This window comes from Prevotella melaninogenica ATCC 25845, assembly GCF_000144405.1.
Taxonomy (GTDB): domain Bacteria; phylum Bacteroidota; class Bacteroidia; order Bacteroidales; family Bacteroidaceae; genus Prevotella; species Prevotella melaninogenica.
On sequence record NC_014371.1, the window covers coordinates 726,414 to 739,708 of the forward strand.

A 13,295-nucleotide genomic window follows, 5' to 3' on the forward strand; every position below is an offset into this window, starting at 1 on the left:
ATTAGCTTATAAAACAACAAAACTGGAGGAATTTATATGAACGAACAAATTTCACAATACCTAAATAATTACATGACTAATCCTGACCCACAGTACGCAGTAATGCTTAAAGGTAAATGGGGATGTGGAAAAACATTTTTCATTTCTAACTGGATAAAAGAATATAAGAAAGATTTCCAAGAAGGTGAAAATACACTTGACCCAATATATGTATCTCTATATGGCTTAAACAAGACATCACAAATTACAAAAGCCATAGATAGTGCTTTACATCCCTATTTATATTCAAAAGGTGCAGAGTTTACAAAGAAACTTTTCAAAGTAGCTGGAAAACTTGCATTCAAAACATCGCTTGACTGGAATAATGATGGTAAAGACGACATTTCTTTAGATGCGACTTTGGACTCTTTTTCACTTTTAACATCAGACCTTAAGCAAACCATTGAAACAAAGTTAATAGTATTTGATGATTTAGAACGATGTCTAATAGATATGAAACTTCTATTAGGATATATCAACAATTTTGTAGAACATGGCTCTTGTCATGTAATACTTGTAGGCGATGAAACACACGCGTGTGATAAAACAAAACAGATATTAGTAGAATTCAAAGAAAAAACTGTAGGTCGTGAATTTGAACTTGAACCTGATATTGACACTGCTATTACCCATTTCCTTACTAACGACATCCCTCTATCAAAATGGTTACAAAATCAAAAAGAGCTAATTACAGACATCTTTAACGCTACAAACTGTAACAACCTTCGCATTTTAAGGCAGTGTTTATATGATTTTGACACCTTATTTTTAGAAGTTGGAAAAGAATTAACTGAAATGAATGTCCAATTGATGCAATCAATTTTAGCAACATATATTGCGACTTACTGTGAATATCGTGGTGAGTATCATGACTTATTTACAGAATGGCATTGGAATTATACAACAGCAGTAGCAGGGGATAAAGAAACGCAGGATAGGCTAAGTAATTTACAAAACAAATATAGAGAGGTAGTAGAAAAATATAATTTTGAAATTCTCAATCACAACCATATTAATAACATTGTATATGAAATAGAAACTGGCAATAGTCTTCAAACATACGTTAAGAATTTACTTGAGCAAATACAACATGTAACTACACCACAAAACAAACTATCTGACTTTATTAACATGTCATCTGAAACTTTTGAAACAGAGTGCTCTGCATTAATTGATGATATAGAAAATAATAAAATTCCAAATATGTATATGTGGGGACAATCAGTTTCTCTCCTATCATTCTTTGACGAAGAAGGGCTCTACTGTTTTAAGTCAGAAACTATATCATTAGCTAAAATCTATATTAAAGAAATCTATTCCAATCAGACAAACAAAGAAGAACTTTACGAATTAAGAAATTCATTTTACCAAGGAATACATTATATCAACAACTTAAAAAGATCCAAAATCGAAAATGACTTCTTAGATTTTACAAAAGAAATATTTGAAACATACGAAAAAAATATAAAGGACAAGTTTGAAAATGCACTATTAAATCTCACTGACGAAAATATCGAATCATTAGTAGGATTAAGCCAAGAAGCCACATCCGACCATCAATGTTCTTATGATATGATTTCCGCGTTTAAAAATATTAATGTAGATTGTTTATACAATAATGTTCGCCAATTGAGTAATAAAAGTCTTGCAATATTAGGACGTTTTTTTAGTAAGCATTATATCTTTTATGCTCAATTAGGACAAGGATGCAACAACTATTCAGACGACTTACCTGTTCTTTCTGAACTGAAAAGAAAATTAGAAAAAGAAAGCCAAAGAAGAAAGCCGCTTGATAAATATTGCCTCTGTAGGCTTATGAAATACCTTGATGGCGCGATAAGAAGAGCAAAAGGGGATAATGGAGTAATAGAGATCTCTTAGGCAAGGCTGCACTGTGTTTAAACATAAAAACAACTATTTAAGACTGAAATTTTGCACTATATTAAAGTAATCTACTTTATTCAATGCATTTATTACATAAAAGTAAGAGGGTATCTTACTTTCACAAAAAAATAACTTTCATTATTCTATCAATGCATTGTTACCAAAGACTTGTAATAAAGCTCTCCATTCCAAAATCCTATCCACTATTTATCAAACAAATACAAAACTTAGAATAAAATAAAATATTGCTGTCCGGTAAAAATAAACTGAAAGCTATGTATCTCTTTACCCATCGGTGTTGCAGCCGTTTTACTTATCCAGGAGCTTGGTTTTCACTTTCAAACTGTAAGCATTATAAAATATGCTTATATTGACAAGGAAAGCCCTATAATAACCAGATAAATTAATGAAATCATAAGTTTAAGTTTATTTTAACTAACACAGATAACTCCAAAAAAGTTTTATCGGACACAAAAAAAATAAAAAAGGACACACAACCTGTGCGTCCTTTTTTATATAACTTATTGCAATAAGCCTAAGAATAATAGCCTACTCTCTTAATCGGTACAAACCAATCTCAGAGATAGCAGGTACGGCACGCACCTCACTGATGATAAGGCGTACCTCCTTAGCAGTCTCAACAGGGAACTTAAGCAAACGCTTATGACCAACGGTCGTACCCTCTGTTACTTTCTTCCAGTTGCCCTTAGCATCTTTTACTTCGAGTGAGAACTTCTCCACACGCTGTCCCTTACGGATATCCTCTTGCACAGAAAGGACATTGAAAGTAGCAGGTTTATTCAGTTTGAATGAGAAGACAGCCTTACCATCCTTCATCTTTGGACGCACAGATGTGTCATAATTATCGTCAACAACATTGCGACCCTTACCCTCTGAAAGCGCACAAGTAACCTTTGCCTTTGCCAAGAGATTATCAGTGAAGGTGTTTGCATACAACTGGCGGAAACCACGAAGACTTCTTATATCAGCCTCAGAGAGTTTACCTTCCTTGTTAGGAGGAAGATTCAAGAGGAGTACACCATTCATTCCAACAGATGTGAAATAGATATCCATCAGTTCCTTAGGCGACTTCACCTTGCTATCCTGATCCTCATGATAGAACCATCCTGGACGGATAGATACGTCAATCTCAGCAGGATACCAAATAAGTGACTTTGCCTTTTCAATCTTCTTACGACTACCAAGGTCTTGCCCCATCATATCACCAGCAGGTGCAGTCAGTACTTCCTTCTGTGAGTTCTTTGCAATAGCATCCTGATCAAGATTGTCCTTTGGCACAACACTCCATTCCATCTCACGACCACGACCAGTCTCTGTACCAACCCAACGAACATCAGGTCCCATAACAGCTATCACTGCCTCTGGCTGCAACTTACGAATAAGCTCATACCAACGTACGAAGTCATACACCTGCTTCTTACCATTTGGTCCTTCACCACAAGCACCATCAAACCACACTTCACTTACCTTACCATATTGTGTAAGCAATTCAGTCAACTGTTTAACAAAGAATTCGTTATAAGCTTCTGTTCCATAAAGGTCTGAATTACGATCCCAAGGAGAGAGATAGACACCAAAATCCATACCATACTTCTTGCAGGCATCGCTCACCTCACGTACAACATCACCTTTACCCTTCTTCCATGGAGAGTTCTTAACACTATGTTCTGTATAAGCCGATGGCCACAAACAGAAACCATCATGGTGCTTACAAGTAAGGATAACACACTTAAAGCCTGCTGCCTTCAACTCACGTATCCACTGATCAGCATCAAGGTCAGTAGGATTGAAGATAGCTGGTGACTCCTTACCATCGCCCCACTCTCTACCAGTATAGGTGTTTATACCATAATGCAAGAAAGCAGTAAGTTCCTGACGCTGCCAATTAAACTGACGAGCAGAAGGAACGACATTTGCTGCCTTACGAACAATTTCCGCAGGAGAATCTGTCGGATTGATTATTACAACGTTCTGCTCCTGAGCATGAAGCGATGGAAGAACTACCGGCGAGAATAATAAGCTTGCACAAGCTATCGTTGCCTTAAAAAAATGGGAATAAGAATTCAGCCACATAATTATATAGGTAATGATTTATAAATGTAATTTTAATATTCTACGGCAAATTTAAATATTTTCGTCGAGAAAACCAAATACGTTCACAATAAAACACATTTATAAGCGTTATATATACAATAGTAAGAATTCAAAGAAGTGCGGTTTTCAAAGTTAGAGATTCACTGCATTGGTAAATTAAAGTTAAATAAAACTTTTTTGATAAGTAAAAACCTCTCTTTAACTGTTACTTTCTTTAGAAATCCTATATAAAGAAAATGAGTCTAAACCCTAAGAACCTAAAAGAGGAAAACAAGATGCTGCATAGTCCAGCAACATGGGTTCCTACGCTTTATTTTGCCATGGGTATGCCCTTCGTCGTACTCAATATGGTTTGTACATTAATGTATAAAGGAATGGGAGTATCTGATGGACAGATAGCCTTTTGGACCTCTCTCATCATGCTTCCTTGGACCCTAAAACCATTATGGAGCCCGTTCTTAGAAATTTATAAGACAAAGAAGTTCTTTGTTGTATTGACACAGCTGCTTACAGGTGTGCTTTTTGCCTTAGTAGCCTTTGCCCTTCATCTTCCTTTCTTCTTCCCCGTCACAATAGCGATACTTGCTGTTATCGCGATGAGTGGTGCTACGCATGATATTGCAGCAGACGGAACCTATATGTCTGTGCTCTCAAACGAAGAGCAAGCACGATGGATTGGTTGGCAAGGAGCATTCTATAACATTGCAAAGATTGCTGCGACTGGAGGATTAGTCTACCTTGCAGGTACGTTTATTGAACATTTCGGAGTAACAAAGGCATGGATGTTTATCATGTTTATTATCGCTACAATCATGTTACTGATAGGCTGTTACCACATCATTATACTCCCAAATCCAAAGAAGACTACAACTGATTCTCCTAAAACATTAAAAGAATCGTTAGGTGAACTTGTTGAGGTATTTATCGACTTTTTCAAGAAGAAACACATAGTATATTATATCTTCTTCATCATCCTCTATCGCTTTGCTGAAGGATTTGTAATGAAGATTGTTCCTCTCTTCCTCAAGGCATCACGTGCCGACCAAGGTTTAGGATTGAGTGAACAAGAGATTGGACTTTGCTATGGTACCTTTGGTGCTGCAGCCTTTGTCATCGGTTCAATTCTTGCAGGCTATTATATTGCATGGAGAGGACTGCAAAAGAGTCTCTTCTCACTTGCATTGGTATTCAATATCCCATTCATAGCTTATACATTCTTAGCTATCTATCAGCCAGAGAGCCTTTGGTTGATTGGTGGTGCTATCGTAATGGAATACTTCGGCTATGGCTTCGGCTTTGTTGGACTCTCCCTCTTTATGATGCAACAGATTGCACCTGGCAAACACCAGATGGCACACTACGCTTTCGCAAGTGGTATCATGAACTTGGGCGTAATGTTACCCGGTATGTTGAGTGGTGTTTTCAGCGATTTCTTGGGTTATCGCCAGTTTTTTATCTTCGTATTGGTATGTACTATTCCAGCACTGTTGGTTACATGGTTTGTCCCATTCACCTATACAGATGATACGAAGACAGAAAAACTTGAAGCATAAGAAAAGAATTTTATAACATAATAAACCAAAACATAATAATTAAAAACAAAGATTATGAGATTAATCATAGAACCTAACTACGAAAAGTTATCTAAATGGGCAGCAAACTACGTTATTGAGCGTATTAATGCTGCTAAGAATCAAGACAAGCCTTTTGTACTCGGTTTGCCAACTGGTTCTTCACCAGAGGGCATGTATGCTGAGTTGGTAAAGGCTTATAAAGAAGGTAAGGTAAGCTTTAAGAATGTTGTTACATTCAACATGGATGAGTATGTTGGTTTACCAGAGAGTCACCCACAGAGCTATCACACCTTCATGGCTGAGAACCTCTTTAACCACATCGACTGTCCAAAGGAGAACATTCATATCTTGAATGGTAATGCAGAGAACCTCGAGGCAGAGTGTCAGCATTATGAGGAGATGATTCGTGAGGCAGGTGGTATCGACCTCTTCTTGGGTGGTATCGGTCCTGATGGACACATCGCATTCAACGAACCGGGTTCATCTCTCCGTTCACGTACTCGTATCAAGACATTGACATCAGATACACGTATTGCAAACTCACGTTTCTTTGACAATGATCCTAACAAGGTTCCAGTACATGCACTGACTGTAGGTGTTGGTACAGTAATGGATGCAAAGGAAGTGTTGATTCTTGTAAATGGTCACAACAAGGCAGAAGCTTTGCGTGCAGCTGTAGAAGGCCCACTCACACAGAAGTGGACTATCAGTGCTTTACAGATGCACGAGCATGGTATCATTGTTTGTGATGAAAGCGCAACAGACAAGTTAACTGTAGAAACATACAAATACTTTAAAGACATAGAAAAGGAGAACTTGTAATGAAACTGAATTTAAGTTCACAGATTGTACTCAATCAAATACCTGAGGAGTTTTATCGTCCAGCAACAGCTATTGAACGCTCGGAGATAACACGTTTTGAGAAGGTTCCTACTGATATCTTCCCAACGATTGAAGAAGGAGCTATCGACATTGCTAACCACCTTGAGGCAGACATCAAGAAGAGAGAGCAGGAAGGAAGAAAGTATGTTATGGGCGTAGGCTCTGGTTCTTCCCTCACTCCTATCTTCCACGAACTTATCAAGCGTCATCAAGCTGGCAAGTTGAGTTTCAAGAATGTTGTTGTATTCAATGCATACGAGTACTTCCCACTGAGCGAAGAAAACGTAAATCGTGGTATCAATCAGCTCAAAGAGCGTTTCTTGAATCATATTGATATTGATGTAGAGAACATCTTTACACCAGATGGTACTATTGCTCAGAATGATGTACAGGAGCATTGCCGTCAGTACGAGCAGCATATTAAGGAATTAGGTGGTCTTGATGTTATCCTTTTGGGTATTGGCCGTATGGGTAATATCGCTACCAACGAGCCAGGTTCAAGCATTACATCTGCTTCTCGCCTTATCTTGATTGATGAGACATCACGTGAGGAGATGAAGATGAGCTTCGGTTCTCAGGAGTCAGTTCCTCCATGTTCTATCACTATGGGTGTTAGCACTATCCTCTCTGCACGTAAGATCTTCCTTACAGCATGGGGCGAAGAGAAAGCTGAAATTATCAAGAAGACTGTTGAGGGTAAAGTAAGTGATGCTATTCCAGCATCTTTCTTGCAGACACATAACGACGCACATGTTGTTATTGACCTCTCTGCAGCCGCTAAGTTGACACGTATTCAGCATCCTTGGCTTGTTGCTTCATGCAAATGGACAGATAAGTTAGTACGCTCTGCACTTGTTTGGCTTTGCCAGATTACAGGTAAGCCACTTCTCAAGTTGACCAACAAGGACTATAATGAGAATGGCCTTAGCGAACTCCTTGCGCTCTATGGTTCTGCATACAATGCAAATATCAAAATCTTCAATGATCTCCAGCATACAATTACAGGTTGGCCAGGTGGTAAACCAGATGCTGACGACACCTATCGCCCAGAACGTGCTAAACCATTCCCTAAGAGAGTGATTGTATTCTCTCCACACCCTGACGATGATGTTATCTCAATGGGTGGTACCCTCCGTCGTTTGGTACAGCAGGGACATGACGTTCACGTAGCTTACGAGACATCTGGTAACATCGCTGTAGGTGATGAGGAAGTTGTACGTTTCATGCACTTCATCAATGGCTTCAATCAACTCTTTGCTAATGAGCAAGATGAGGTTATTAAGTCTAAGTACAAAGAGATTAAGGAATTCTTGAAGAATAAGAAAGAAGGTGACATCGATTCACAGGATATCCGTACCATTAAGGGACTTATCCGTCGTGGCGAGGCACGTACTGCTTCAACCTTCAATCAGATTCCTCTCGACCATGTTCACTTCCTCGACCTTCCTTTCTATGAGTCTGGTAAGATTGAGAAACTTCCAATGGGCGAAGCTGATGTGAACATTGTAAGAGAACTCATCACTAAGGTAAAACCTCATCAGATTTATGTAGCTGGCGACTTGGCTGACCCACATGGTACTCACCGTAAGTGTACAGATGCTGTTCTTGCTGCTGTTGACCTTGAGAAGGAAGCTAAGGCGGAGTGGTTGAAGGATTGTCGTGTGTGGATGTATCGTGGTGCATGGGCAGAATGGGAAATTGAGAACATCGAAATGTGTGTTCCTATCAGTCCTGAAGAGCTACGTGCAAAGCGTAACTCTATCCTCAAACACCAGAGTCAGATGGAAAGTGCTCCATTCCTTGGTAATGACGAGCGTCTCTTCTGGCAGCGTTCAGAAGACCGCAATCGTGGTACAGCTAAACTCTATGATGACTTAGGCTTAGCTTGCTATGAGGCTATGGAAGCATTTGTTGAATACAAGTTTTAGTACTTATAAGACAAACAAGAATTAATGTATAAGAAGATCTTATTAACTGTTTCCCTCTGCGCCTCACTCTTACAGGTAGGTGCAGTAGGAACAGAGAAGAGCAACAATATCAAGAACGATGATGGTTTTACCACCATCGTTTTTGATAGGGCAAACAGCCCAGTTCCTTATCGTATCCCAGCAATTACTGAGACACGTAAGGGAACATTGTTAGCTGCTTGCGACTTCCGCCTTAGTCATACTGACGTGGGATGGAACAATAGAAATGGTTTGTGGCAGATAAACATTGTCATGAAGACGAGTAAGGACTTTGGTAAGACTTGGTCTGACACTGTTTGCGTGGCACGCGGTAATGAGCATGCAGCAGACCCAATCCGCACCGCCTTCGGTGACCCAAGTATCATTGCTGACCGCACATCAGACAATGTGTTACTTCATTGTGTGGCGGGTAAGAGTGCCTACCAAACAGCAACCCGTCAGAACCCACAGCATGCTTACTTCTTCCACAGTACTGATGGTGGTAAGACATGGGACAATGGAACAGATCTTACCGAGATGATTCACGGTCTATACGATGGAAAACTACCTAATGGTGGCAACCCAGATGGTATCTTCCTCACATCAGGTAAGATTATGCAGAGCCGTTACATCCGTAATGGCAAGTTCTATCGCCTTTACATCGCACATCCTATCCGTCAGAAAGGTGTTGACCGTTGCGGTACTTTCGTTATCTATTCTGATGACTTCGGTCACACATGGCACGTCTTAGGTACTCCTTCAAAGGCTCCTTCTATTGCACAGGATGAGTCAAAGGTTGAGGAGATGCCAGATGGTAGTGTATTACTTAGCTGCCGTGACGTTTACGGAGGCAGACGCTTCAACATCTATACTTACAAAGATGCAGCGAAGGCTACAGGTAGCTGGGGCGAAGAGGTTATGCCACAGAATATGACTGGCAAGCAGGTAAATGCCTGCAATGGTGGTATTCTGATTGTTCCTGCAAAGCGAGTTGCTGACGGCAAGAAGCTTTTTGTAGCCCTTCAGTCAGTTCCACTCAGCGCACGTCGTGACAGTGTAGGTTTCTTCTATAAGGAGTTGGCAGCTTACGCTGACTATTCTACAGCAAAAGCATTGGGTAGCAACTGGAAGAAAGGTTTGCGCGTAACAGACGAATCTTCATGCTACTCGACAATGGTACTTATGAAAAATCAGCGCATCGGCTTCCTGTATGAGGTACGCGGACAGAATGACGGCTATGACATTGAGTTCAAGAGTCTGTCATTGAAGGCGATTACTAATGGAGAATATGACATTCTTCCTTACGTTGATCGTTCTAAGTACGTGATTGATGCAGCTAAGGCACATCAGACCAAAGCACCACTTGCTGTAAAAAAAAAGCAAGTGAAAAGAAAGAAATAACAGCCTGGAAAGGCGAACGTATCGGACTTGAGTTCCCATTACCAGAATCGGCAAAGGGCAACTTAAAACTATCAATGAGCTGTAGCAATCGACTCCTGTCGACTGCTACAGCTCATTTTCTTTCTGCCGTTATCACTGATGATTTCCAAAACTGTGGTAATCACCCCGACTCCTTGCAGACATGGCTCATGCCCGACATCATTGGTGACGACAGCATAAAGGCTGACGACCCAATGTATGGTAAGTCTGCATGGTGCACAATTGAAATTCCTCAGAACATTAAGGCAGGTAGCTACAAATTAAACTTACTGCTACAACAAGACGGTAAGACAGTAAGCACCATCCCATTCATAATCAAAGTGCTCAATCGCAAGCTTACCCTCTCTGACAACTTCCACCTCAACTTCTGGCAACAACCCTATGCTGCGAGCAGATACTACGGTGTAGCTCCTTGGAGTCAAGCACATCTCGACATCCTCCGTCCTTATATGCAGTTGCTTGCACGTGCTGGACAACGTAACGCTTCAGCCATCCTCTTCTACGAACCTTGGGGCGTACAGAGCAATGACAAGTTCGATGCGATGATTGAAACGACACGAAAGGCAGATGGCACATGGTCGTATGATTATACTGCCTTCGACCGTTGGATTTCATTCCTCGACTCTTGTGGAATCAATGGAGATATCAACTGTTTCTCAATGGTGCCTTGGGACATGACTTTCACCTATTATGATGAAGCCTCGAAAAGCTATAAGGAACTTAAAACGACAACTAACAGCAAAGAGTACAGCGACTTATGGATTCCATTCTTACGTTCCTTTGCTGCCCACCAGAAGGAGAAGGGTTGGTTTGACAGAACAGTCATAGCAATGGACGAACGCGCCCTCGATGCTATGCAAGACGCCTACCGAATTGCACAGGAAGCTGCACCCGGCATTAAGATGTCATTAGCAGGAAACTACCACAAAGAACTTGTCGATAAAATCTATGACTATTGCATTGCTTGGAAGCAGCAGTTTACACAAGAAGACCTTGCTTTGAGAAATTCAAAAGGTTGGATTAGCACCTCCTACACAGCTTGTCCCGATGCCATGCCAAATGTTGGCAGCAACAACGACCCGATAGAAGCAACCTACCTCCCACTCTATTGTATTGCTAATGGCTTCAATGGTTTCCTCCGCTGGGCATGGATGAACTGGACTGATAACCCTATGTATGACAGTCGCTTTAAGTTGTTCACACCAGGAGACACCTATATTGTTTATCCAGGAAACCACTCAAGCCGTCGTTTTGAACATATAATAAGAGGTGTTCAAAACGTTGCAAAGATTGAGACATTACGCAAGGAGTACAAGCAAAAAAGGAATCAGAAAGCCTTCCAGCTGTTAGAAGATGCCCTTTCTCAGTTCAAAAATCCAACACCAAACGAGGCTGAGCTGAGAGAAAGTATATATAAGATTGAGTCACTACTCAATAAGTAAACCTTACGTACTGATAATCCTTCTTTTTACAATAAGAGTATTATATCCTCTGAATATAAATCTCACTAAGCATAGACATCTGCGCTCAGTGAGATTTTTTGCATCCAAAAAATTAGACAATAACTTCATTCATCATGAAAGATACTAATTAGCTATAATTTTACTATTTAACAATTATAGTATCCATCATTATTATTCTGATAGGATATTCCAACTGATACAATGAAGTGCACCACCTTCTTCTGCAATCTCAGCCATTTCAATTTGATGAATACAACAATCCGGGAAAGCTTCTTCTATATACTTAAAAGCAACAGAATCTTCTTCAATTCCGAATATAGGCATAACAATATTCTTCCCTACTTGTAAGAAATTAATGTAAGCCCAATTAAGCTCTTTTTTAGGAGAACATACCTTATTATTGAATCTCATCTCTGTCACTTTAAACCCATACTTTTCAAGTTCACTTCGTATGGCAATAGCTTCATCAGGATATTCATCGCCATGATTACCCATCAATATATGATTACCACCACACCACTTTATGAAACCATCAGAGTGTCCATACTTATCTGTATCTTTTGCATCAAAATCACCATGCATTGTCCAAGGTATAATTATGACTGGGCATCCTAATTCAGATTCAAGTTTAACTTTAAACTCTGCATCATCTTTCTCACATTGATTTTCCACATATACTTTATCAGTCATCACTATATACGGCCCACAAGTAACCATATTACCTCCATCAATAATAAGATAAGTGGATTTATAGCTGATATTCATACCACGCAATACTTTTAAACTATCCGTAATATACTCCTTATCATTTTCGTCTTTACTATTAACAAGGTAGTCTGGATAGTAGCGATACTTTAAGAACTCATCTTTCCCTAATTGAAAAGGCATATAATCGCGTGCCCAATAATCCTTAGTATATTTCAATTCTCGATGTTCAATCCCTATATTTTCCAGTAAATCTTTAAGACGTTGATAAAATATAGGATGACTACTCTTTAATAAGGGAGAAAAATAGACAACATTGGTTTCTACATCGTGCATCAACTTATCACATCGAACATACCTATATGCCCTATCTTTAAATAAAGTAAAGTCACAATATAGTTCTTCTGCTTGTGGGTGCTCTGCGTAATCACCAAGGATATAATTAACCTTCTTTTCTACCGTCTGACCAGCCGTAAGTAGATTAATACGTGGTTTACGAATATAACTCACCATTCCACTGTTATGCTCAATAATTAAAGGTTGGTCAGAGTCATAGCCAGTAGCATCATAGCATCTGAACAATTCTGCACAAGCCCAAGGACCCTCCAGAACATCACCATTTTCTTTGTTCATCAACTGACGTATTAATATTCCACCAAAACAAGCATCACTATTCAAGATGTACTTTTGAGTATTCTTTCCCCTCTTGCCTATATTAGATATGGTATCGATTGTACTACCAAAGTTCAAATCTATCCCACCGAAATTATTTACATACCAACATAAAGAATTGGAAATACGAGGATGAGTGATGATGTCACGATGATTCCTATTATAAAAATAGAATTCAACCTCCTTAAAGAGATAAAGTGTATTTCCTTTCCGAATAGCAAATTTTCCAAACAGTAGTTCTGCTATCTGATTAAAGTATTTCTCAATTTCATCTATTTCAATACAGGTATTAATAGACATCAATTCTTTTAGTTGTTCAATACCACCCATGATAATTATTTATTATACTAAACACGCATCCTATTTAATCAGGTATAACTTTGAAATTAGTCGACAACTGCAAATATAAGTATTTCCTTTGATATTATGACTATCAAGTAAACTTTTTCCACATATAAACTTATATCAAACTGTAATATTATACTTTTAAATCTATAACCAACAACAAAACGAGCAATGAATCATATGCCTACAAAAGGAATGTATAAGTCGAAGTAATTGTAAATAAAAACTCA

Annotated in this window: 8 protein-coding genes; 6 read left to right on the forward strand and 2 right to left on the reverse strand. The window is 39.2% G+C overall.

Annotated elements, in window-relative coordinates:
• The first annotated feature begins 36 nt into the window (after positions 1–36).
• Positions 37–1,920, forward strand: coding sequence for a KAP family P-loop domain protein (locus HMPREF0659_RS09900; RefSeq protein ID WP_013265210.1), 1,884 nt, complete (start codon positions 37–39; stop codon positions 1,918–1,920).
• Positions 1,921–2,472: 552 nt separating this feature from the next.
• Here HMPREF0659_RS09900 and HMPREF0659_RS09905 read toward each other — a convergent pair.
• Complete coding sequence (locus HMPREF0659_RS09905; protein WP_013265654.1) at positions 2,473–4,017, reverse strand: alpha-L-fucosidase; 1,545 nt, start codon at positions 4,015–4,017, stop codon at positions 2,473–2,475.
• 257 nt (positions 4,018–4,274) lie between these two features.
• Here HMPREF0659_RS09905 and HMPREF0659_RS09910 point away from each other — a divergent pair, with 257 nt between their 5' ends.
• From HMPREF0659_RS09910 to HMPREF0659_RS09930, 5 genes are read left to right on the forward strand one after another with little or no spacing between them, the layout of a single operon-like run.
• Positions 4,275–5,591, forward strand: coding sequence for an MFS transporter (locus tag HMPREF0659_RS09910; protein ID WP_013265298.1), 1,317 nt, complete (start codon positions 4,275–4,277; stop codon positions 5,589–5,591).
• A 54-nt stretch (positions 5,592–5,645) separates the two neighbouring features.
• On the forward strand, positions 5,646–6,434 hold the full coding sequence (gene nagB / locus HMPREF0659_RS09915; protein ID WP_013265450.1) for a glucosamine-6-phosphate deaminase: 789 nt from the start codon (positions 5,646–5,648) through the stop codon (positions 6,432–6,434).
• Positions 6,434–8,422, forward strand: a complete 1,989-nt coding sequence (locus HMPREF0659_RS09920; protein ID WP_013265136.1) for a glucosamine-6-phosphate deaminase — start codon at positions 6,434–6,436, stop codon at positions 8,420–8,422. The genes nagB and HMPREF0659_RS09920 overlap by 1 nt, the downstream gene beginning before the upstream one ends.
• Before the next feature lie 24 nt (positions 8,423–8,446).
• Positions 8,447–9,841, forward strand: a complete 1,395-nt coding sequence (locus tag HMPREF0659_RS09925; protein ID WP_013265251.1) for a sialidase family protein — start codon at positions 8,447–8,449, stop codon at positions 9,839–9,841.
• Positions 9,842–9,861: 20 nt separating this feature from the next.
• Positions 9,862–11,322, forward strand: a complete 1,461-nt coding sequence (locus tag HMPREF0659_RS09930) for a DUF4091 domain-containing protein (RefSeq protein ID WP_394330201.1) — start codon at positions 9,862–9,864, stop codon at positions 11,320–11,322.
• A 192-nt stretch (positions 11,323–11,514) separates the two neighbouring features.
• On the opposite strand, the gene HMPREF0659_RS09935 is transcribed toward HMPREF0659_RS09930, so the two are convergent.
• Positions 11,515–13,050 (reverse strand): agmatine deiminase family protein, encoded by a 1,536-nt coding sequence (locus HMPREF0659_RS09935; RefSeq protein WP_013265317.1) that lies wholly within the window; start codon positions 13,048–13,050, stop codon positions 11,515–11,517.
• Between the last annotated feature and the right edge of the window lie 245 nt (positions 13,051–13,295).